The 21441-nt window shown below is 61.8% G+C and carries 21 protein-coding genes; 8 read left to right on the top strand and 13 right to left on the bottom strand.

Annotated features, from left to right (window positions below; all coding sequences use genetic code 11):
• The first annotated feature begins 2 nt into the window (after positions 1-2).
• The 7 genes from A2I95_RS01670 (at position 3) to A2I95_RS01700 (ending at position 7458) form a co-directional block, all read left to right on the top strand.
• Positions 3-689, top strand: coding sequence for an adenylate kinase (locus A2I95_RS01670; RefSeq protein WP_291727146.1), 687 nt, complete (start codon positions 3-5; stop codon positions 687-689).
• A gap of 187 nt (positions 690-876) precedes the next feature.
• Entirely contained in the window at positions 877-1161 is a 285-nt protein-coding gene (locus A2I95_RS01675; protein WP_291727148.1) for a DUF4212 domain-containing protein, read from the top strand.
• A gap of 1 nt (position 1162) precedes the next feature.
• Complete coding sequence (locus A2I95_RS01680) at positions 1163-2947, top strand: sodium:solute symporter family protein (protein WP_291727150.1); 1785 nt, start codon at positions 1163-1165, stop codon at positions 2945-2947.
• A 110-nt stretch (positions 2948-3057) separates the two neighbouring features.
• The gene (locus A2I95_RS01685; protein WP_291727151.1) at positions 3058-4881 is read left to right on the top strand and encodes a DUF294 nucleotidyltransferase-like domain-containing protein; all 1824 of its coding nucleotides are present in this window, start codon (positions 3058-3060) and stop codon (positions 4879-4881) included.
• Positions 4882-4969: 88 nt separating this feature from the next.
• Positions 4970-5485, top strand: coding sequence for a hypothetical protein (locus A2I95_RS01690; protein WP_291727153.1), 516 nt, complete (start codon positions 4970-4972; stop codon positions 5483-5485).
• 2 nt (positions 5486-5487) lie between these two features.
• On the top strand, positions 5488-6897 hold the full coding sequence (locus tag A2I95_RS01695) for a 3'-5' exonuclease (RefSeq protein ID WP_291727155.1): 1410 nt from the start codon (positions 5488-5490) through the stop codon (positions 6895-6897).
• 60 nt (positions 6898-6957) lie between these two features.
• Complete coding sequence (locus A2I95_RS01700; RefSeq protein ID WP_291727157.1) at positions 6958-7458, top strand: flavin reductase family protein; 501 nt, start codon at positions 6958-6960, stop codon at positions 7456-7458.
• Positions 7459-7483: 25 nt separating this feature from the next.
• On the opposite strand, the gene A2I95_RS01705 is transcribed toward A2I95_RS01700, so the two are convergent.
• From A2I95_RS01705 to A2I95_RS01740, 8 genes are all read right to left on the bottom strand, one after another.
• Positions 7484-8284 carry an ATP-binding protein gene (locus A2I95_RS01705; RefSeq protein WP_291727159.1) on the bottom strand — a complete coding sequence of 267 codons (801 nt, stop codon included), beginning with the start codon at positions 8282-8284 and terminating at the stop codon, positions 7484-7486.
• Positions 8284-8442 (bottom strand): hypothetical protein, encoded by a 159-nt coding sequence (locus A2I95_RS01710; protein ID WP_291727161.1) that lies wholly within the window; start codon positions 8440-8442, stop codon positions 8284-8286. The genes A2I95_RS01705 and A2I95_RS01710 overlap by 1 nt, the downstream gene beginning before the upstream one ends.
• A 161-nt stretch (positions 8443-8603) precedes the next feature.
• Positions 8604-9590 carry an ABC transporter substrate-binding protein gene (locus A2I95_RS01715; RefSeq protein WP_291727162.1) on the bottom strand — a complete coding sequence of 329 codons (987 nt, stop codon included), beginning with the start codon at positions 9588-9590 and terminating at the stop codon, positions 8604-8606.
• 148 nt (positions 9591-9738) lie between these two features.
• A complete protein-coding gene (locus tag A2I95_RS01720; protein WP_291727164.1) occupies positions 9739-10584 on the bottom strand; it encodes an ABC transporter permease in 846 nt (281 codons plus the stop codon).
• Between the two features lie 85 nt (positions 10585-10669).
• Complete coding sequence (locus A2I95_RS01725) at positions 10670-11587, bottom strand: ABC transporter permease (RefSeq protein ID WP_291727166.1); 918 nt, start codon at positions 11585-11587, stop codon at positions 10670-10672.
• A gap of 147 nt (positions 11588-11734) precedes the next feature.
• Positions 11735-12574: an ABC transporter ATP-binding protein gene (locus A2I95_RS01730; protein WP_291727168.1), complete on the bottom strand. Its 840-nt coding sequence runs from the start codon at positions 12572-12574 to the stop codon at positions 11735-11737.
• Between the two features lie 61 nt (positions 12575-12635).
• Positions 12636-14090 (bottom strand): dihydropyrimidinase, encoded by a 1455-nt coding sequence (gene hydA, locus A2I95_RS01735; RefSeq protein ID WP_291727170.1) that lies wholly within the window; start codon positions 14088-14090, stop codon positions 12636-12638.
• Between the two features lie 114 nt (positions 14091-14204).
• Positions 14205-15455, bottom strand: a complete 1251-nt coding sequence (locus A2I95_RS01740; RefSeq protein ID WP_291727172.1) for a Zn-dependent hydrolase — start codon at positions 15453-15455, stop codon at positions 14205-14207.
• A 268-nt stretch (positions 15456-15723) separates the two neighbouring features.
• Here A2I95_RS01740 and A2I95_RS01745 point away from each other — a divergent pair, with 268 nt between their 5' ends.
• The gene (locus A2I95_RS01745; protein ID WP_291727174.1) at positions 15724-16338 is read left to right on the top strand and encodes a TetR family transcriptional regulator C-terminal domain-containing protein; all 615 of its coding nucleotides are present in this window, start codon (positions 15724-15726) and stop codon (positions 16336-16338) included.
• A gap of 188 nt (positions 16339-16526) precedes the next feature.
• Here the strand turns inward: A2I95_RS01745 and preA are convergent, their stop codons facing one another.
• From preA to A2I95_RS01770, 5 genes are all read right to left on the bottom strand, one after another.
• Positions 16527-17831 (bottom strand): NAD-dependent dihydropyrimidine dehydrogenase subunit PreA, encoded by a 1305-nt coding sequence (gene preA / locus A2I95_RS01750; RefSeq protein WP_291727175.1) that lies wholly within the window; start codon positions 17829-17831, stop codon positions 16527-16529.
• A 52-nt stretch (positions 17832-17883) separates the two neighbouring features.
• Positions 17884-19218, bottom strand: coding sequence for an NAD(P)-dependent oxidoreductase (locus tag A2I95_RS01755; protein WP_291727177.1), 1335 nt, complete (start codon positions 19216-19218; stop codon positions 17884-17886).
• Positions 19219-19375: 157 nt separating this feature from the next.
• A complete protein-coding gene (locus A2I95_RS01760; RefSeq protein ID WP_291727179.1) occupies positions 19376-20014 on the bottom strand; it encodes a cupin domain-containing protein in 639 nt (212 codons plus the stop codon).
• 88 nt (positions 20015-20102) lie between these two features.
• Positions 20103-20501, bottom strand: a complete 399-nt coding sequence (locus A2I95_RS01765) for a RidA family protein (RefSeq protein WP_291727181.1) — start codon at positions 20499-20501, stop codon at positions 20103-20105.
• Between the two features lie 228 nt (positions 20502-20729).
• Positions 20730-21152: an Ig-like domain-containing protein gene (locus tag A2I95_RS01770; RefSeq protein ID WP_291727183.1), complete on the bottom strand. Its 423-nt coding sequence runs from the start codon at positions 21150-21152 to the stop codon at positions 20730-20732.
• Between the last annotated feature and the right edge of the window lie 289 nt (positions 21153-21441).

The following is a 21441-nucleotide window of genomic DNA, read 5'->3' on the forward strand; positions in this document are numbered from 1 at the left end:
CGATGAATATGGCAGTATTGACCCGTCCCGCCGTTCTGATCCTGCTGGGCCCTCCGGGGGCCGGCAAGGGCACTCAAGCGCGGATGCTGGAAGAAAAATTCGGCTATGTGCAGCTCTCGACCGGCGACCTGCTGCGCGAGGCGGTTGCCGCGGGCACGCCCGCCGGCCTTGCGGCCAAGGCCGTGATGGAAGCAGGCCAGCTGGTCAGCGACGACATTGTGATCAACATCCTGCGCGACCGTCTGACCGAGCCCGATTGCACCAAAGGCGTGATCCTCGACGGCTTCCCCCGCACCACCGTGCAGGCCGCCGCATTGGACGAGCTGCTGGCGGAAACCCAGCAGAAGATCAACGCCGCGATCAGCCTTGAAGTGGACGACGCCGCGATGGTGACACGAATCTCGGGCCGCTACACCTGCGGCGGCTGCGGCGAGGGCTACCACGACAGCTTCAAGCAGCCTGCGCAAGCCGGCAAATGCGACAAATGCGGCAGCACAGAAATGAAACGCCGCGCCGACGACAACGCCGAGACCGTTGCCAGCCGACTGGAAGCCTATCACGCACAGACCGCGCCGCTGATCGGCTATTACGGCGGCAAGAACGTGCTGCAGACAACAAATGCCATGGGCGATATCGACGGCATCGCCCAGGATATGGCGGCCATCGTGACCACGGCCACCAGCCAATAACCAAGAAACGGGGCCTGCCCTGATCCGGCAGGACCCCGTCCCCTGACATTGGAATACCCGAAGGCACCGCCTTGGCGGACCAGAGGAGTCATGCCTGCACGCCGTGAACACGGCCGCAGGCAAACGGAGAGAGTCTGCCCGGCGCCGCGTGCGCACAGCAGCTCAGGAGGAAGAAGGAGGAGCCGCCATGGCGGACCAAACCACAAATGCGGCAAGAACCGCCGAGGCCGATAAAGGCTATTGGGCGGCGAACGTGCGCATCATTCTTGTCAGCCTGGTGATCTGGGCTGTTGTTTCATTCGGCTTCGGCATCCTGCTGCGCCCTGCCCTGTCGGGCATCAGCGTCGGCGGTGCCGATCTTGGCTTCTGGTTCGCCCAGCAAGGCTCGATCCTGGTGTTCCTGGGGCTGATCTTTTTCTACGCGTTCCGGATGAACAAACTGGACCGCGAATACGGCGTGGAGGAAGAATAAGATGGACCAGTTTACCATCAACCTGCTGTTTGTGGGCGCGTCCTTCGCGCTTTACATCGGCATCGCGATCTGGGCCCGCGCGGGCTCCACATCTGAATTCTATGCCGCCGGCCGGGGTGTTCACCCCGTCACCAACGGCATGGCCACCGCGGCTGACTGGATGTCGGCGGCCTCCTTCATCTCGATGGCGGGCCTCATTGCTTTCACCGGCTATGACAACTCCACCTTCCTGATGGGCTGGACCGGCGGCTATGTGCTGCTGGCGCTGCTCTTGGCGCCCTACCTGCGCAAGTTCGGCAAGTTCACCGTGTCCGAGTTCATCGGCGACCGGTTCTATTCGCCGACCGCGCGTATCGTGGCTGTGATCTGCCTGATCGTCGCCTCGACTACCTACGTGATCGGCCAGATGACCGGCGTGGGCGTGGCCTTTGGCCGCTTCCTGGAGGTCTCCAACACCACCGGCTTGCTGATCGGTGCCTGTGTTGTGTTCGCCTATGCGGTGTTCGGCGGCATGAAAGGTGTGACCTACACCCAGGTGGCGCAATACTGCGTGCTGATCATGGCCTATACCATCCCGGCGATCTTCATCTCGCTGCAGCTGACCGGCAACCCGGTCCCGGCGCTGGGCCTGTTCGGCGACCATGCTGCAAGCGGAGAGCCGCTGCTGGCCAAGCTGGACGCCATCGTCCGCGAACTGGGCTTTAATGAATACACCGCCCATCATTCCGACACCTTCAACATGGTGCTGTTTACCCTGTCGCTGATGATCGGTACCGCGGGCCTGCCCCACGTGATCATGCGCTTCTTCACCGTGCCCAAAGTGGCTGATGCCCGCTGGTCGGCCGGCTGGGCGCTGGTGTTCATCGCGCTGCTGTACCTGACTGCCCCGGCTGTTGGCGCCATGGCCCGCCTCAACATCACCGAAATGATGTGGCCCAATGGCGGCATCGAAGGCGGTGCCGTGACCGTGCAGCAGATCGAGAACGATCCGCAGTACGACTGGATGGCCACTTGGCAGAAAACCGGCCTCTTGGCTTGGGAAGACAAGAACGGCGACGGCGCGATCCAGTACTACAACGACAAGTCCGAAGCGCTGCAGGAAACCGCGGCTGCCAATGGCTGGGCCGGCAATGAGCTGACCAAGTTCAACCGTGACATCCTGGTTCTGGCCAACCCGGAAATCGCCAACCTGCCCAGCTGGGTGATCGGTCTGGTTGCTGCCGGCGGTCTTGCGGCTGCGCTGTCCACCGCCGCAGGCCTGCTGCTGGCGATCTCCTCGGCTGTGTCGCACGACCTGATCAAAGGCTCGATCAACCCGCAGATCTCGGAAAAGGGCGAGCTGCTGTCGGCCCGTATCGCCATGGGTGTGGCCATCGCGGTGGCAACCTACCTGGGTCTGAACCCGCCGGGCTTTGCCGCGCAGACCGTGGCGCTGGCCTTTGGCCTCGCAGCCGCCTCGATCTTCCCGGCGCTGATGATGGGCATCTTCACCAAGGTGAACAACAAGGGCGCCGTGGCCGGCATGCTGGCAGGTCTGGGTGTGACCCTGGTCTACATCTTCCTGCACAAGGGCTGGCTGTTCATCCCGGACACCAACTCCTTTACTGACGCAGACCCGCTGCTGGGCACCATCAAATCCACCTCCTTCGGTGCGGTTGGCGCGATGGTGAACTTCGCAGTCGCCTTCATCGTCTCAAAATCGACCGCGGCCATCCCCGCCGAGATCGAAGAGCTGGTGGAAAGCGTCCGCATCCCCCGCGGTGCCGGAGTTGCGCAGGACCACTGAACCTCCCCTGGGCGGGCTGCCCTCCTGTTGCGGCCCGCCTTTTTCCTCATGGTCCCGTCCGGTTTTTACTGGCGGGGCCATTTTTTCCCTGATTTCATGCAGGTATGCCCATGCCCTTATCAGACGCCGCCTTGCTCCGCTTTCTGACGTCGGTCCACCCCTATGACAGCCTGGAACCCACGCTGCTGCAGGATCTGGCCGCCAGGTTCCAGCAGATCGAGGCCGCCGCCGGTGATCCCGTCTATGCGCTGGACGAGGATCTGCAGGGGCTTTACCTGGTCCATACCGGTGAAGTTGAAGTGACGGATGAGAACGGCATCCCTGTCTCGATCCTTGGTCCCCGCAATTCATTCGGCGAGCGCGGCCTGACCCGCAGCGGCCGGGCGGTGACATCAGCCCAAGCCACCGCAGACACGCTGCTGCTGCTGCTGCCCAAGGCGGCGTTCCACGCCCTGATGGCCAGCCAGCCGCAAGTCGCAAAATTCTTCGACCGCCGCCGCCCCGGCAGCCGCGAGACCAGCAGCCTCGCCACGACGCGGGTCGAAACCATCATGGCCCGTGATCCCGTCACCTGCTCCAGCGGCCTCACCTGCCAAAGCGCGGCGCAGCTGATGCGTGACCGCCGTATTTCCTCCGTCTGCGTAACCGACGGGGATACGCTGCAAGGCATTCTCACGACCCGCGACCTGACCGGAAAAATTCTCGCTGCCGGCAAGCCCATCTCCACTCCGGTCAGCACCGTAATGACACCGGACCCGCTGACGCTCGCCCCTTCCGCTATCGGCTCCGACGTGCTGCACATGATGATGGAACACGGCATCGGCCACATCCCGGTGGTGGAGGCCGGAAAACTCGCGGGCATCGTCACCCAAACCGACCTCACCCGTTTTCAGGCCGTGAATTCCGGCGAGATGGTCTCTGCCATCGCCCGCGCCGGGTCGGCTGATGAGATGGCCAAGGTCACCGCCGAAATCCCCCGCCTGCTGGTGCAACTGGTGGCCGGCGGCAACCGGCATGAGGTGGTGACCCGGCTGATCACCGACATTGCCGACACTGTAACCCGCCGCCTGCTGGCCCTGGCCGAGGAAACGCTGGGTGCCCCGCCGGTGCCCTACCTGTGGCTGGCCTGCGGCTCGCAAGGCCGGCGCGAGCAGACCGGCGTGTCGGATCAGGACAATTGCCTGATCCTGTCTGGCGATCTGACGCCCGGCGATGAGGCCTATTTCGAAGCACTGGCCCGGTTTGTCTGCGACGGTCTCAACACCTGCGGCTATGTCTATTGCCCCGGTGACATGATGGCATCGAATGCGCGCTGGCGGCAGCCGCTGCACGTCTGGCGCAACTACTTCCGCAGCTGGATTGCCAAGCCCAGCCCCGAGGCGCAGATGCTGGCCTCGGTGATGTTCGATCTGCGCCCCATCGGCGGCGATGCCGCCCTGTTTGCGGATCTGCAGCAGGAGACCCTGAAGGCGGCCAGCGCCAATTCGATCTTCACCGCGCATATGATCGCCAATTCCCTGAAGCACACGCCGCCCCTGGGCCTGCTGCGCGGGCTGGCCGCCATCCGCTCGGGCGAGCACCGCAACACGCTGGACATGAAGCACAACGGCGTGGTGCCGGTGGTGGATCTGGGCCGGGTTTACGCGCTGCAAGGAGAGCTGGCGGCAGTCAATTCCCGCGCCCGGCTGGAGGCGGCTGAGGCGGCAGGCGTCCTCAGCCATACCGGCGCGCGGGACCTGCTGGACGCCTATGACCTGATTGCGCAAACCCGGCTGGAGCATCAAGCCGCACAGATCCGCGGCAGCCAGCCGCCGGACAACTATCTGGCGCCCTCGGATCTGTCGGATTTTGAGCGAAGTCATCTGCGTGACGCCTTTGTTGTGGTAAAGACGATGCAATCGGCGGTTGGGCACGGCAAGGGAATGCTGAGCTGACACCTGCGCGTGCTGCCGCCGGGGAAGCCTCCGGCGGGAGTATTTTGGAAAAGATGAAAACGGCCGGGCATATGCCGGAGGAGTTAGGATGTTTCTGGAACTGATTGCGGTGATTTTTGCGGGTATTGCCGCCGCGGGTGTGGTGATGCTGCTGGGAAAGTTCCTGGGCGGGCGGCTGCCGCGCTGGCTGGCGCCGGTGGCAGCGGGACTGGCGATGATCGCGGCCACCATCACCTCGGAATACGGCTGGTACCCGCGCACGGCCGCGGCCCTGCCTGACGGGCTGGTCGTGGCGGAAACGGTTGAGAACCAAAGCTTTTACCGGCCCTGGACCTATGCCGTGCCCTACGTCGACCGCTTTGCCGCGCTGGATACCGCAACGATGAAAACCCATGCGGATCATCCGCAGATCTATCTTGGCGAGTTGTATTTCTTTGGCCGCTGGGCGCCGGTCAGCAAGCTGCCGGTTTGGCTGGACTGCGGCGGCGGGCGGCGGGCGCTGGCGGCAGGCGACGCGGAGTTTTCCGGCGGTCTTCCTGAAAACCTGGACTGGGTTGGCGGCGGCAGCAGCGATCCGGTCCTGACAACCGCCTGCGGAGGGTAGAGATGCTGTCACGCCTCAGTCTGCGGTTTCGGATTTTCCTGTTCTTCTGCCTGCTGGCGCTTGGCGGCATTTTTGTCACCAGCGGCGCGTTGTGGCTTGGCTACAACCGGGCAGATCAGTCTCAGCTGACGGACGCCTTTGTCTTTTCCGGCCTGCTTAGCAGCTTTGCCATCCTCGGTCTCTGCGCTGCGGTCTGGCTGCTGTTTGACGAAAACGTCGCCAAACCGATTGAGCGGCTGGCCGCCGGCATGCGCGCCCGTGCCCATGCCGGCGTGTCAAAAGAACTGGATACCCACGGCGCCCGCTATCTGGGCGATCTGGCCGCCGCAGCCGAGGGGCTGGCCGGGCAGCTGGGCGCCTCGGCCCTGTCCGCAGCTGAGGCCATTGCCCGCGAGACCGAGCATCTGGAAGCCGAGAAAACCCGCCTCGCCGCCCTGCTGACCGACATTCCCATTGCCACCGTGATGGCCAGCCCCGCCCATCAGATCGTGCTTTATGACGGTCAGGCCGCGGCGGTGCTGGCGCAGGAGGCGCCGCCGCGGCTGAATGCGCCCTTGTCGGACTACCTGGACCTGACCGGGCTGGAGGCCGCTTATGGCCGGCTGATGCGCAGCGGCCTGGAGCTTCAGGCCGAAGTCAAAAGCGCCAGCGGCAGCCAGGTATTTGATTTGCGGCTGAAACCCTTGGGCGGCGCGCCGGGCTATATCATCCTGTTCGAGGGCAGCCATGCGGGCCTTGCCCCGGAGGATTCCCGGCCCTTGGTCTATGACTTTGCCTTGCTGGACACGGATCACGCGGAACTGGACAGCCGCAAGCTGGCCAATCTCAGCTATGCGGTGTTCGACACCGAGACCACCGGCCTGCTGCCGCATAAAGACGAGATCGTGCAGATCGGCGCGCTGCGGGTGGTACGGGGCCGCATCATCGACAGCGAGGCCTTTGAGACCCTGGTCGATCCGGGCCGGCCGATCCCGGCGGCCTCGACCAGGGTGCATGGCATCAGCGACGCCATGGTGCAGGGCGCGCCGGACATTGCCGAATCTGCCCGCGCCTTTCACAGCTTTGCCTCGGATGCTGTGATCGTGGCGCATAATGCGCCATTCGACATGGCCTTTCTGCACCGCCACGCCAAACGCACTGGCGTCAGTTGGGATCAGCCGGTTCTGGACACCGTGCTGCTGAGCGCGGTGCTGTTCGGCGCCTCGCAGAACCACACGCTGGACGCGCTGTGCGAACGGCTGGACGTCACCATCCCCGCCGCCTTGCGCCACAGCGCGATGGGCGACGCCCGCGCCACGGCCGAGGTGTTCTGCAAGATGCTGCCGATGCTGGAGGCGCGCGGGCTCGGAACCTTTGGCGCGGTGCTGGAAGAGACCCGCAAACACGGGCGCCTCATTGACGACATGAACTAGGTAGACAATCACGCCCATGCGTGGCAGGTCACTGCCCGGAACGGATAAAAGGCGCGCGACATGGCCGAAACCAGCTTTATCCCCGGGCCGGAGACCGCCCGGGACTACCGCGATGCGCTCGGCTGCTTTGGCACCGGGGTGACAGTTGTCACCACCATGACAGCGCGCGGCCCCTTGGCCATTACCGTCAACAGTTTTACTTCCGTGTCGCTGGATCCGCCGCTCTTGCTGTGGTGCCCCGCCAAGGCCTCGCTGCGCCATGATGCCTTTGTCATGGCGGAGACTTTTGCTATTCACGTTATGGCGGAGGATCAACTGGGCCTGGCCAAGCATTTCGCGGCCCGTGGCGAGGACTTCAGCACTGCGGCATGGCAGCCCAACGATCAGGGGGCGCCGGCACTGGACGGGGTGATTGCCCGGTTTGACTGCCGCCGTTTTGCCGCCCATCTGGCGGGGGATCACACCATCATCATTGGCGAAGTAGCCAGCGTCACCACCCGCCCCGGCAAGGGGCTGATCTTCAAGCGCGGCCAGTATGGCGGCTTTCTGGAGCAAAGCTGAACGGCCCAGTCTTTGGCCAGGCCGCCTAACCCCGGGCTTGACCCAAGGCCTGCACTGCAGCACTGGCGCTGCCCAGAACGGCAATCTCCTCTACCAAACCAGGGGAGCCTGCATCTTTCGCATCTTGCCCCGCCAGCAGGTGCGGCAGCACGGCTGATGCGGACAAATCCATCCCCGGTTCCATGCTGAGCGCCCGCTGCGGACAGATCGAAATGCACAAGCCGCATTGAAAACACAAGGATTCCACAAAGCTCAGCGCGCCGCCGTCTTCCGTCAGGCTCAAGGCATCCGACGGGCAGACCCAGACACAGCTGCTGCACTGATTGCACAGGTCTTCATCCAAGCTGACAGAACCGTATGGCGCCTGCTCCGGCAAGGCGACATGGTCCGCACTGGCCGGCAGAAGCGCCGCGGCGCTGGCCCGTGCGGTGTCCCTGCGGCTGCCGACCGCCAATATGTCCGGCGCGACAGAAGGAAACGGGAATACGCCTGTCTCCAGCCGCCGCGCCAAGGCCTCAGCCCCGTCAAACAGCAATATCCGGCCCAGCCCGCCCAGCACCTGCATCAATTCCACCTCCTGCTGCTGATGCAGCCTGCCGGCAGAGCTGGCGCAGGCCTGCACGTGAATGACATCAAAACCGCAGGCCAATGCGTGCAGCAGATCGGTGTGGGTGATCTGCTGGAGACAGCAGACCGAAACCGGGATCACGTCGCCCTGCCGGGGCGCCGCCACCTCCAGCCCCATCGGTTCTACCTCGTAAAGCAGCAGCATCTGCGCCCGCCCGGTCTCCTGCTTGCGCTGGTGCGCTGCCTGACAGACGTCCATCAGCGGCAGTTCGCAACTTCTGCTGGCGACATCCAGCAACGCAGGCCGTCCGTGCGCTGCGTACCGTGCATGGCACGCAGTGTCGTCTGGCTGAGGGCAAAGGCACAAGTATTGCGGCGGATATCCGGATTGCCTTTGCCGATCAGGGATATGAGCACGCATCTCTCCCATAAGGAAATGCTAACACAAAATTACACACCTCAAGGGTGTATTTTTTAATTGCCGCCGAATTGTTGAATTTTTAACAATATTTCGCGGAAATCACGCAGAAGATCCGCCGGTGTCCAGAACCGGCGGATCTCCGAGGACTAAGCCCTGCTTAGTTCAGCGCTGCATCGGTGATGGCATGGGTCCAAGCGCCTTCCGGGGCCTTGGTGATAACCGGATCCGAGCCGCCGCCCATCAGCGTTGACACTGTCCGCTCATAATCCGCCGGATCCAGCGCGCCGTTGCTGCCTGCAGTCAGTTTGGCAATTTCACCCATCATCCGCTTCTGGTGGGTCTCGGTCTGCGCGCCGGAGGCATCATTGTCGAGCACGATCTCTGCCGCCTCATCCGGGTGCTCCTCAGCGTATTTCCAGCCCTTCATCGAGGCGCGCACAAAGCGCTCCATCTTGCCGGTGAAGGCCTCATCGCTCAGGTTTTCTTCCAGCACATACAGACCGTCTTCCAGCGTCGCCACACCCTGGTCTTCGTATTTAAACGTGATCAGCTCGTCGGCACCAACACCGGCATCAATGACCTGCCAGTATTCATTATAGGTCATTGTCGAGATGCAGTCGGCCTGACGCTGCAGCAGCGGATCAACGTTGAAGCCCTGCTTCAGAACTTCCACACCGCTCTCGCTCTTGCCTTCGGTCGAGATACCCAGCTGGCTCATCCAGCTCATGAAGGGGAACTCATTGCCAAAGAACCACACGCCCAGGGTGCGGTTGGCCAGATCGGCAGGCTCTGCGATTCCAGTGTCCTTCCAGCAGGTCAGCATCATGCCGGAAGACTTGAACGGCTGGGCGATATTGACCAGCGGCAGGCCTTTTTCCCGTGCTGCCAGCGCCGCGGGCATCCATTCCACCGTCACATCTGCACCGCCGCCGGCAATCACCTGGGTCGGGGCAATATCCGGCCCGCCGGGCAGGATGGTGACATTCAGGTCTTCTTCCTCATAGAACCCCTTGTCAGCGGCGACGTAATAACCCGCGAACTGTGCCTGGGTCACCCATTTCAGCTGCAGCGTCACATCATCCGCCGCCTGCGCCGCCCCCGCAGCGCCCAGTGCCAGCGCTGCCGCCGTCATCAGATGTTTCATGTCTCGTTCTCCCTGTTGATTATGATGTGAAGCTTGCCCGGGTTTGACCATTCGTTCAAAGTTTTTTCTTTATAAGGCCGGCCGTTGACGGCACCCCGCGCAAGATTTCCGCAAAAACCGCCCCGCATCTGGCGGGACGGCCCAATCTTCAGCCCCGCTGCGACGGGTGCCAGAAGGTGAAGCTTTTTTCGATCAGCGCCACCAGCCCGTAAAAGGCCGATCCCGCCAGCGCCGCCACCACGATCTCCGCCCAGACCATATCCAGCGCCAGCTGGCCGACACTGGTGGAGATGCGGAAGCCCATGCCGACGGTGGGCGAGCCAAAGAACTCCGCCACAATCGCACCGATAAGCGCCAGGGTGGTGGAGATCTTGAGGCCGTTGAACACAAACGGCAGCGCCGCCGGCAGCCGCAGCTTGAAGAAGGCCTGCCAATAGGTTGCCGCATAGGTCTGCATCAAATCGCGCTGCATGGCGGAGGTCTCGCGCAGGCCCGCCACCGTATTCACCAGCATCGGAAAGAACACCATGACTACCACAACAGCAGCCTTGGAATGCCAGTCGAACCCGAACCACATCACCAGGATCGGTGCGGTGCCGACAATCGGCAGTGCTGCGATGAAATTCCCCACCGGCAGCAGACCCCGCCGCAGAAAATCGCTGCGGTCCACCAGGGTTGCGGTCAGAAACGCTGCGCCGCAGCCAATCAGGTAACCGCCAAGCGCGCCCTTCAGGATGGTCTGGGCAAAATCCGCCCACAGAATTGGGATGCTGGAAGCAAAGCGCACCGCGATTACGGAGGGAGCCGGCAGGATCACCAAAGACACCGCCAGCCCGCGCACCAGCAGCTCCCAGACCACCAGAACGGTGATGCCGAAGATTGCGGGCACCAACAGCTGCACTGCACGGGTTTTCGCGGCCGGACTGTTTGCCAGACGGCTGTTCAGCCACCACCCCAAACACCAGACCAGCACGGCTAGAACAACCATCACCATGACAGCCTCCCCTCGTTCTTCTGGCCTGAAATATCCCCGGTGAGCCGCGCAGCGGCGAGGGCAGAGCCCTCTGTCCATCGCTTGATCATGCGCTTACCCCCATGCGTTTCAGAACCAGCCGCTCGATCAGCCCGAGCAATGCCACCAGTAAAGCCGCCAGGATCGCCGCCGCAAACAGCGCCGACCAGATCTGCACGGTCTGCCCGTAATAGCTGCCGGCCAGCAGCCGCGCGCCAAGCCCCGCAACCGCGCCGGTCGGCAGCTCACCCACGATGGCCCCCACCAGCGAGGCGGCTATGCCGATCTTCAGCGAGGCAAACAGATACGGCATCGAGGACGGCAGCCGCAGCTTCCAAAACCCCTGGTTCGTATTGGCATTGTAAGTCTTCAGCAGATCCAGCTGCATCGCATCCGGCGCGCGCAGGCCCTTCACCATGCCGACAACAACCGGGAAAAAGCTGAGGTAGGCTGAGATAACCGCCTTCGGGATAATCCCCTGCACCCCGATGGAATACAGCACCACGATGATCATCGGTGCGAGCGCGATAATCGGAATGGTCTGGCTGACAATCGCCCAGGGCATTACTGACATATCCATGACACGGCTGTGCACGATGCCGACCGCCAGCAGGATGCCAAGGCCAGTGCCGATGGCAAAGCCCAGAAGCGTGGCGCTCAGCGTCACCTGCGCATGATAGATAAGGCTGCGTTTCGAGGTGATCTTCTTCTCCACCGTGGTCTGCCACAGCTCCACCGCCACCTGATGCGGGGCCGGCAAGCGCGGGCGCTCCTGCACCCAGGTTTCGCCAATAGCAAATGTGTTCTTCGCCACCAGCCCGATTTCACTCATGTACCGGCGCTCCTTGGCGGTAGCCGGTGCGACCACGGCCCCTGCCCGCTCTGCCTGATCAAGCACACCTTTGATATTCATCGGGACGCAAGCGGCGTACCAGAAGGTGATGATGGCAGCGAGCACGGTGAGGACAGCAAGAAGGCTTTTCATGACCCGCCCCCGCGCCGCGCCAATTTTCTGCACAGAAAATTGACCGGAAAATTCGAATTTTCCGATGCCGCGAATGATACGCCCGCCAATGTACAAGCGGTGTTCAGGGACTGCATGTCCGGTGTCGTCGTATTTTGCTGGTTGATATCAGTCATCGCCATGACCCGCCCGCAGCCCTTCGCGCACCCGATGCGCAATTTCGATGAACTCCGGACTGTCACGGATATCCAGAGGCCGTTCTTTCGGCAGGGTGCTATCAATCACATCATGGATACGGCCCGGCCGCGGCGACATCACCACGATCTTGGTCGACAGATACACCGCTTCAGGGATTGAGTGAGTGACAAAGCCAATGGTCTTGTTGGTCCGGGCCCACAGCTTCAGCAGCTGCTCGTTCAGATGGTCGCGCACGATCTCATCCAGCGCGCCGAAAGGTTCGTCCATCAGCAGGATATCGGCATCAAACGCCAGCGCCCGCGCGATGCTGGCCCGCTGCTGCATCCCGCCCGACAGCTGCCAGGGGAACTTGCCGCCAAACCCTGTCAATTCAACAAGTTCCAGGACCTGGCTGACGCGCTTTTCCTGCTCCGCCCTGGAGTATCCCATGATCTCCAGCGGCAGCTTGATGTTCTTGGCAATGCTTCGCCACGGGTACAGCCCCGCGGCCTGGAACACATAGCCGTAGGCGCGGTTGCGGCGCGCCTCATCCGGGGTCATGCCATTGACGGACAGGCTGCCGCCGGTGGGTGTTTCCAGAGCCGCGATACAGCGCAAAAACGTGGTCTTGCCGCAGCCGGAGGGACCGATGAAGGAGACAAAATCGCCCCTGTTGATCTCCAGACTGATGTCCTTCAGCGCGTGCACCGGGCCATCGTTGGTCTGAAACGTCAGATCCAGGTTCCGGGCCTCAATCACGGTTTCAGCAGAGCCTGGATCGGAAGCGGCGGCCTCGGGTCGGATTGCCTGGGTGGTCGTTTCCATATTCATATCTTCGCCTTGATTTCACACAGGAAAACGGGCCGCCGATACCGGCAGCCCGCTCCTGATTTTAAACACCTGTTGCCGGGATGCCGGTCCGCTCGACCGGGCGCGGCGCGGTCAGCTCTTTCCAGGTCGACAGCGCCTTGTTCACCGTTGTATTGGCCTCCCGTGAGACGAACTTGCCGTGACCCTCCTGGCACTTGATCTCGCCGTCATGCACCGCCACATGGCCCCGGGTCAGGGTAAAGCGCGGCAGCCCCTTCACCTCATGCCCCTCGAACACGTTGTAGTCGATCGAGGACTGCTGGCTGGCGGCAGAGATTGTCTTGGTCTTCTTCGGATCCCAGACCACCAGGTCGGCATCTGCACCAACCAGCACCGCACCCTTTTTCGGGTAGCAATTCAATATCTTAGCAATGTTTGTTGACGTTACCGCAACAAATTCATTCGGGGTGATCCGGCCCGTTTCAACGCCATGGGTCCACAGCATCGGCATCCGGTCCTCCAGGCCGCCGGTGCCGTTCGGGATCTTGGTGAAATCCCCCACGCCAGTGCGTTTCTGCTCAGTGGTAAAGGCGCAGTGGTCGGTCGCGACCACCGACAACGAACCAGACTGCAGACCGGCCCACAGGCTGTCCTGATGCTGTTTGTTGCGGAACGGCGGCGACATCACCCGGCGGGCGGCGTGATCCCAATCGGTGTTGAAGTACTCACTCTCATCCAGGGTCAGATGCTGGATCAGCGGCTCGCCCCAAACCCGCTTGCCCTGCATCCGGGCGCGGCGGATGGCCTCGTGGCTGTCCTCGCAGGAGGTATGCACAATATAAAGCGGCACGCCTGCCATATCGGCGATCATGATGGCGCGGTTGGTGGCCTCGCCCTCGACCTGCGGCGGGCGGGAGTAGGCGTGTGCTTCGGGGCCGGTATTGCCCTCAGCCAGCAGTTTGGCCGACAGCTCCGCCACCACATCGCCGTTTTCCGCGTGCACCATGGCGATGCCGCCCAGCTCCGCCAGCCGCTGGAACGAGGAATACAGCTCGTCATCATTCACCATCAGCGCGCCCTTATAGGCCATGAAGTGCTTGAAGGTGTTGATGCCGCGCTCCTGGATCACGGTCTTGATGTCGTCAAAGACCTGCTCACCCCACCATGTCACAGCCATGTGGAAGGAATAGTCGCAATTGGCGCGGGTCGACTTGTTGTCCCAGCGTTTCAGCGCGTCCAGCAGGCTCTCGCCCGGATTGGGCAGTGCAAAATCCACCACCATGGTGGTGCCGCCCGCGAGCCCGGCACGGGTGCCGCTCTCAAAATCATCCGAAGAATAGGTGCCCATAAAGGGCATCTCCAGATGGGTATGCGGATCGATCCCGCCCGGCATTACAAAACAGCCGGTGGCGTCCAGTTCCTCATCGCCTTTGAGGCTCTGGCCGATCTGGGTTATCATCCCGTTTTCGATCAGCACATCGGCCTTGTAGGTCAGATCGGCGGTCACGATGGTGCCGTTTCTGATGACTTTACTCATGACTATAACTCCCTGAATCGGGGCGTATTTTTACGCCTCCATATATTCTCGAAGAACAAGTTCCCTTGCTCATCTGGCCGGAAATATCCCGGGGGTCTGGGGGCTGGCCCCCAGCTACGAAACGATTTCCGCTGTCTCGACCACCGCATGGAACAGCACATTGCCGCCGGCTTCCGCCCATTCCTTGCTGATCTCCTCGGCCTCGTTGTGGCTCAGACCATCAACGCAGGGGCACATCACCATCGCGGTCGGCGCAACCCCGTTGATCCAGCAGGCATCGTGGCCCGCGCCGGAGATGATATCGAGATGCGAATACCCCAGCCGCTCTGCCGCACTGCGCACAGCAGTGACACAGCCCGCGTCAAAGGTAACGGGATCAAAGCCGCCCACCTTCTCGAACGCGATTTCAACGCCCATCGCCTCGGCAATCCGGGTGCCCTTTTCGCGCAGCTGATTTTCCATGTCGGTGATCACGTCCAGCTCGGGGCTGCGGAAATCAACGGTGAAAACCACCCTGCCCGGGATCACATTGCGCGAGTTTGGATAGACGTCGATATGGCCCGCTGCCCCGACAGCATGCGGCGCGTGGCCCCAGGCGATTTCATCCACGGTTTCCAGAATCCGCGCCATCGCCAGCCCGGCATTGCGGCGCATCGGCATCGGGGTGGAGCCGGTATGCGCGTCCTTGCCAGTCACCGTCACCTGGGTCCAGCTGAGGCCTTGGCCGTGGGTCACCACGCCGATGTCCTTGCCTTCGGCTTCCAGGATCGGTCCCTGTTCGATGTGCAGTTCAAAGAAGGCGTGCATTTTACGGGCGCCGGTTTCCTCTTCGCCGCGCCAGCCGATGCGTTTCAGCTCATCCCCGAATGTCTTGCCCTCGGCATCTTCGCGGCCGTATGCCCAGTCCTGCGTGTGAATGCCCGCAAACACGCCGGAGGACAGCATCGCCGGCGCATAGCGGGTGCCTTCCTCATTGGTGAAATTGGTGGCCACGATCGGATGCTTGGTCTTGATGTTCATGTCATTCAGTGAGCGGATCAGCTCCAGCCCGGCCAGCACCCCCAGCACCCCGTCATATTTGCCGCCCGTCGGCTGGGTGTCCAGATGCGAGCCCACATAGACCGGCAGGGCATCCGGATCGGTGCCCTCCCTGCGGGCAAACATATTGCCCATCTGATCCAGCCCCATGGTGCAGCCGGCATCCTCGCACCACTTCTGGAACAGAGCGCGGCCCTCGCCATCTTCGTCTGTCAGCGTCTGGCGGTTGTTGCCGCCTGCGACACCGGGACCGATCTGGGCCATTTCCATCAGGCTGTCCCACAAACGGTCGCCATTGATCTTCAGATTCTGTCCAAGCGACGTCATCTCAGCTTCCTTCCCTGTGCGCCCGTCTTTGCAGGCTTCAATCGGCTTTGCGCCGTTTAGGTGGCTTTGAGTGCTGGCCGGTTCAGAGCGCCGGTTCTCTCGATTCCGGGCAATGATTTGACCAACTGGTCAAACTCACGCTATCACGGGTTCACTATCAGTCAAGAAATTGCCGCACAGCCCTTGAAAAAATCAGCTCTTTTGCCGGAAACAGGTGAAATTCCGCGCTTCAGCTGGCAGAAGGCGGCAGAAACAGACAGGGACGGACATGCCTGCAGACCGCGCGCCAACCCGAATTCAAAAAAAGAATCGCGCCGCCATTCTGGAGGCCGCGCTGGATGTGTTTTCCAGCCACGGTTTCCGAGGCTCCACCGTGGACCAGATCGCCAAAGCGGCAGGACTCAGCAAGCCGAACCTGCTGTATTACTTCCCATCCAAGGAAGCGATTTTCAACGAACTGATGGCCGGGCTGCTGGACACCTGGCTGGACCCTCTGCGGGCATTGGACCCCGACGGCGAGCCGCTGGAGGAGATCCTCGCCTATGTGCAGCGCAAGCTGCAGATGAGCCGGGATTTTCCGCGTGAAAGCCGGCTTTACGCCAATGAGATCGTACAGGGGGCGCCGCGGCTGCATGATGTGATCGCCAGCGACCTGAACGGGCTGGTGGAGGAAAAGGCACAGCTTTTGCAAGGCTGGATGGATGCCGGCCGGATCAACCGCGCGCATCCCAAACATCTGTTGTTTTCGATCTGGTCGCTGACCCAGCATTACGCGGATTTCGATGCCCAAGTACGCACTTTGATGGGGGACGAAGATCCTTTCGATGCAGCGCCTCTATACCTGGAAACCTTGTACCGGCGGATGCTTACACCGCGAAGCTAACCCCAAGCTTGCCAAAGGCAGCAAAGCGCTCCCGCCCCCTGCAGTAACCATCAGCCTTGCTGATGCATACTGAACGGTGTTGGGCCCGGCACCGCGCCTTGCGCGGTGCCGGGCCCAACGGGAGGAGCGCCTCCGGCAGGAGGCCGACGACGGGCGGGAGGACACCCGGGGCCGGCCCAGACGGTGGATTATTCCGCAGCCGTGGCTGCCGGGTTGTTCGGATGTGTTGTCCAGTTGGCGTACTCGTCCGAGACCACCTCCCCGGTGCGCTCGTCAATCTGCCCCGCGGCCACTTCTTCCATGGTGATGCAGCCTTCAACCGGGCAGACATTCACACAAAGATTGCAGGCGACGCATTCGTCGTCCTTCACCGTGAACACCCGGTCCTCGCTCATCGCAATCGCTTGATGCGAGGTGTCCTCGCAGGCTGCAAAACAGCGGCCGCATTTGATGCAATCGTCCTGATTGATCTTGGCCTTGGCCACAAAGTTCAGGTCGAGATACTGCCAGTCGGTCACATTCGGAACCGCCATGCCGATGAAGTCCTGGGTCGAGGTGTAACCCTTCTCGTCCATCCAGGCGGACAGGCCCGAGATCATCTCCTTGACCACATTGAAGCCATAGGTCATCGCCGCAGTGCAAACCTGCACGTTGCCGGCCCCCATCGCCATGAACTCAGCTGCATCGCGCCAAGTGGTAACGCCGCCAATCGCCGAAATCGGCAGGTCGCGGGTTTGCGCATCACGGGCAATCTCTGCCACCATGTTCAGCGCAATCGGTTTCACCGCCGGGCCGCAATAGCCGCCATGGGTGCCCTTACCGCCAATGGTCGGCTCCGGCGCCATGCTGTCGAGATCGACCGAAGTGATCGAATTGATGGTGTTGATCAGGCTGACCGCATCGGCATTGCCCGCATTTGCCGCCCGCGCCGGCTGGCGGATGTCTGCGATATTCGGGGTCAGCTTTACGATGACAGGTTTAGAGTAGTATTTCTTGCACCACTCGGTGACCATCTGGATGTATTCCGGCACTTGCCCCACGGCAGAGCCCATGCCGCGTTCCGCCATGCCGTGCGGACAGCCGAAGTTCAGCTCGATCCCGTCGGCCCCTGTGGCCTCGACCAGCGGCAGGATGTCTTTCCAGGCCTGCTCCTCGCAGGGCACCATGATCGAGACGATGATGGCGCGGTCCGGATAGTCCTTCTTAACCCTGGTGATTTCCTCAAGGTTGGTCTGCAGGGGCCGGTCAGTGATCAGCTCGATGTTGTTGAGTCCCAGCAGGCGGCGGTCGGCGCCCCAGATGGCGCCATATCGCGGGCCGTTCACATTGACCACCGGCGGGCCTTCTGACCCAAGGGTCTTCCAGACCACGCCGCCCCAGCCGGCCTCGAATGCGCGGCGGACGTTGTATTCCTTGTCGGTCGGCGGCGCAGAGGCCAGCCAGAACGGGTTGGGGGATTTGATCCCCAGAAATTCTGTTGTCAGATCAGCCATTTGATCTCTCCTCTTCAGGCTAGCTCGGAACGGTCTCCCGGTCCTGACTGGCTCAGCCCATCAGGCTGGAGTGAATGTCCATTGCAGCGTCGCGGCCTTCGGCCACGGCAGTCACGGTGAGGTCCTCGCCGCCAGAAGCACAGTCGCCGCCGGCCCAGACCCCGGCCATCGAAGTGCGGCCCGTGTCACTAACCTTGATCTTGCGGCCCTCAAGCTCCAGCGCATCGGGCTGGCCCTCCAGCGTCTGGCCGATGGCCTTGAACACCTGATCCGCGGCCAGCCGCACGGTCTCGCCAGTGCCGGCGACCTTGCCGTCCGTGACTTGAGTATACTCCAATTCGATCTCAGCCGCTGCGCCATTGCCATGCACCGCCTTGGGCATCACATTGAACATCAGCTTGACGCCTTTTGAAGCCGCCAGATCCTGCTCGAACCGGCTGGCACCCATATCCTCGCGCCCGCGGCGATAGGCTATGGTGACGTTTTCGGCGCCCAGCAGTTTCGATTGCACAGCGGCGTCCACCGCAGTCATGCCGCCGCCGATCACCACCACATTGCGGCCCACGGGCAGCGCGGTCAGATCCTCCTCTTGGCGCAGCTCGGCAATGAATTCCACCGCGTCGCGGACGCCGTCCTTGTCCTCACCCGGTGCGCGCAGGGCGTTGACCCCGGCCAGGCCAATCGACAGGAACACCGCATCATAGCCGGACGTCAGCCCGTCCAGTGACAATTCCGCGCCCAGCTTCTTGCCGTAATCCATTGTAATGCCGCCGATTTGCAGCAGCCAATCAACCTCGCGCGCAGCAAAATCGTTGGTGGACTTATAGGCCGCGATGCCGAATTCGTTCAGGCCGCCCGCCTTGGACTTGGCATCGTAAAGAACAACGTCATGGCCCAGCATGGCCAGCCGGTGTGCCGCCGAGAGACCCGCAGGCCCTGCACCGACAACGGCAACCGTCTTGCCGGTCGCCTCGGCGCGGGTGAAGGGATGCCCCCCCATCTCCATCAGCGTGTCGGTGGCATAACGCTGCAGGCGGCCGATCTCGACCGGCTTGCCCTCAGCAGTTTCGCGCACACAGACCTCTTCACACAATGTCTCTGTCGGACAGACCCGGGCGCACATGCCGCCGAGGATGTTCTGCTCCAGAATGGTGCGGGCGGCACTTTCAGGGTGGCCTGCCTGGATCTCCCGGATGAACTGGGGAATGTCGATGGATGTAGGACATGCGGTCATGCAGGGCGCGTCATAGCAGAAATAGCAGCGATCTGCCGCTACGGCTGCCTCATGCGCGTCATAGGCTGGGTGCAGGTCCGAGAAATTCTCGGCGATCCCGGCGGCGTCCAATCGCGCAGCCTGAATGCCGGATGCCTGATGGCTGGTCGCCATTGGGTGTCTCCCTGATTATTACATTCTTCTTGCCTATTAGACTGCCACAGTCTGATTTTTTATCAACTGGTAAAATTTTTACTTGGCGAAAAAAAATGCCGCTCCTGCAGGAACGGCATTCAAAGATTTGATTTCAGGGCAAAAACGCGATGCCGGTCTAGGCAGTCATTTGCGCAAGATGGCCGGTTTTCACCCAGACATGTGCACCTTCAGCGCCAGCCGTGGCCTCGAAACGGCAGCCCGGCGGCAGCCGAAGCCAGTCCCAGCGCGTGAACGCTTCATCGTTTTCGTTAAAGCTGCCATGCACCACAAATACCTCCACGCCGCCAGGGGCTTCCAGGCTGATCGCCTGCCCCGGCGCCCAGATTTGCAAGGCCACCGTTTCAACACTGTCCTGGAACAGCTCTTGATGCGCTGCATTGCCGGAGATGCGGGTTTTCACTTCGGTTCGATCAGCTGGATCGAACTGGTGCAGCTTCACCAGGATGATCGCCCCCTCTGCCGCAGCAGGCGTGTGGCTGGTGGTGGGCGGGTTCCGGATGTAGGAGCCTTCGGGGAAGTCCCCGTGTTCGTCCTGGAACACGCCGTCCAGCACCAAAAACTCCTCGCCGCCATCATGCACATGCGGTGCAAAGGCAGACTCCGGTGCAAACCTGACGATGGTGGTGGCGCGGGCCACCTCCTCGCCAATGCGGTCCAGCATCTTGCGCTCCACCCCAGGCGCCGGGCTTGCCACCCAAGGTGTTTCATCAAAATGCACCGCTGCGCGTTTGGTGAAATCGGCGTTGATCCGCATGTCGCTCTCCCTTGGCTCCGCGCCTTGGAATGTGGCGTCCGGCACGGTCCATGGGAAGAGCGCTCACGAAACCGTGCGGCACCTCACGTCAAACGGGCAGTACCGCCGTGGCTTCGATTTCCACCTTGGCCTTATCCTCGACCAGAGCGGAAACAACCACCATGGTCATCGCCGGAAAGTGATAGCCCATCACCGCACGGTAGGCTTTTCCGACTTCTGCTTGATGGGCGAGATATTCGGCCTTGTCGGTCACAAACCAAGTGAGCCGGGCAATATCCTGCGCGGATCCGCCAGCGGCTTCGACCACCTCCAGAATATTTTGCAGCGCTTGGCTCATCTGACCAATAAAATCCTGCGCCTCAAACACCTGATCCGCGGTCCAGCCGATCTGGCCGCCGACAAACAGCAGCTTGCCTTCGGCCACCATGCCGTTGGCATAACCTTTGGCGGGCTTCCACCCTTCGGGATGCACGCTGATGGCTGGCATGACGGGGCTCCTTTGCTGATGCGGCCTGTCAGCGACCATACCGTTGCCGCAGCATTTATTTCAAGCTTAAAACTTATCACGCTGAGGTTCATCATCTGGAGGTCACTGGCCGCACGGGCGCACGCCCGCACAGCCAAGGTCCCATTTAGAGCAGCACGCCGTAATCTTCCTGTGCAAGCTGAGGGGCCGCCGCTGCATCCGCCTCATCAAGGCCGCCGACCAGGATGGTCACCGTCGTCTCGGAAGTGCCGCCCTGCCCATCGGAGATCGTAAGGTAAAGCTGTCTTCCAGCACCTCGCCCTCAGAGAGCGATTGGATACCGCCGGCAGCGGCCGGAACGTAAAACAGGGTATCAGTTTCCACATCATAGGACACCACAGCACCGTTTTCACTGGAACTGGAAGCAAGGACAAACGTCAGAGCATCTGCATCCGGATCGCTGTCATTGGCCAGCAGATCAAGCACTGCAATTTCAGCAACTTCATCTTTAAAACTATAAGGCAGTTCGACGAGGGAGCCATCGCCTTCGAACACACGGTATTTTACCGTGTCACCACTATGGTTATCCCCCCAGGTGATGATGAACCGTCCACCCTCAAGTGCCTCGATTTCGTAGTAGCTTTGTGTATCCTTGGTTTGCTGGTTGACCACGAATTCATCACCTTGCGGTTCGCCTTCTGAACTGAATACCCGCGTGTTACGATGTAGGTGAAGCTGTCCTCTAGGACCTCCCCCTCTTTCAGGCCTTGCAGCAGGTCATCGGCGTTGTAGGTGATGAGGCCGCCGTCGAATGCCACCCGAAGACCGCCGGCGCTCACGCCATCAACGCGAACGCGGGAGGCATCGGCAAGCAGTCTCCGTCGTTCTCCAGCAGTGTTTCCAGCGATACTGCAAGCGGACCTTCACCTTCTGCCGTGATCTGATCATCCTGAAGCTGCAA

The organism is Leisingera sp. F5 (genome assembly GCF_001593695.1).

Excerpts from the sequence above, each read along its gene's own strand:
- A2I95_RS01670 (WP_291727146.1), top strand. The coding sequence starts at position 3 with ATGAATATGGCAGTATTGACCCGTCCCGCCGTTCTGATCCTGCTGGGC.
- A2I95_RS01675 (WP_291727148.1), top strand. The coding sequence starts at position 877 with ATGGCGGACCAAACCACAAATGCGGCAAGAACCGCCGAGGCCGATAAA.
- A2I95_RS01680 (WP_291727150.1), top strand. The coding sequence starts at position 1,163 with ATGGACCAGTTTACCATCAACCTGCTGTTTGTGGGCGCGTCCTTCGCG.
- A2I95_RS01685 (WP_291727151.1), top strand. The coding sequence starts at position 3,058 with ATGCCCTTATCAGACGCCGCCTTGCTCCGCTTTCTGACGTCGGTCCAC.
- A2I95_RS01690 (WP_291727153.1), top strand. The coding sequence starts at position 4,970 with ATGTTTCTGGAACTGATTGCGGTGATTTTTGCGGGTATTGCCGCCGCG.
- A2I95_RS01695 (WP_291727155.1), top strand. The coding sequence starts at position 5,488 with ATGCTGTCACGCCTCAGTCTGCGGTTTCGGATTTTCCTGTTCTTCTGC.
- A2I95_RS01700 (WP_291727157.1), top strand. The coding sequence starts at position 6,958 with ATGGCCGAAACCAGCTTTATCCCCGGGCCGGAGACCGCCCGGGACTAC.
- A2I95_RS01705 (WP_291727159.1), bottom strand. The coding sequence starts at position 8,284 with ATGGACGTCTGTCAGGCAGCGCACCAGCGCAAGCAGGAGACCGGGCGG.
- A2I95_RS01715 (WP_291727162.1), bottom strand. The coding sequence starts at position 9,590 with ATGAAACATCTGATGACGGCGGCAGCGCTGGCACTGGGCGCTGCGGGG.
- A2I95_RS01720 (WP_291727164.1), bottom strand. The coding sequence starts at position 10,584 with ATGGTGATGGTTGTTCTAGCCGTGCTGGTCTGGTGTTTGGGGTGGTGG.
- A2I95_RS01725 (WP_291727166.1), bottom strand. The coding sequence starts at position 11,587 with ATGAAAAGCCTTCTTGCTGTCCTCACCGTGCTCGCTGCCATCATCACC.
- A2I95_RS01730 (WP_291727168.1), bottom strand. The coding sequence starts at position 12,574 with ATGAATATGGAAACGACCACCCAGGCAATCCGACCCGAGGCCGCCGCT.
- hydA (WP_291727170.1), bottom strand. The coding sequence starts at position 14,090 with ATGAGTAAAGTCATCAGAAACGGCACCATCGTGACCGCCGATCTGACC.
- A2I95_RS01740 (WP_291727172.1), bottom strand. The coding sequence starts at position 15,455 with ATGACGTCGCTTGGACAGAATCTGAAGATCAATGGCGACCGTTTGTGG.
- A2I95_RS01745 (WP_291727174.1), top strand. The coding sequence starts at position 15,724 with ATGCCTGCAGACCGCGCGCCAACCCGAATTCAAAAAAAGAATCGCGCC.
- preA (WP_291727175.1), bottom strand. The coding sequence starts at position 17,831 with ATGGCTGATCTGACAACAGAATTTCTGGGGATCAAATCCCCCAACCCG.
- A2I95_RS01755 (WP_291727177.1), bottom strand. The coding sequence starts at position 19,218 with ATGGCGACCAGCCATCAGGCATCCGGCATTCAGGCTGCGCGATTGGAC.
- A2I95_RS01760 (WP_291727179.1), bottom strand. The coding sequence starts at position 20,014 with ATGCGGATCAACGCCGATTTCACCAAACGCGCAGCGGTGCATTTTGAT.
- A2I95_RS01765 (WP_291727181.1), bottom strand. The coding sequence starts at position 20,501 with ATGCCAGCCATCAGCGTGCATCCCGAAGGGTGGAAGCCCGCCAAAGGT.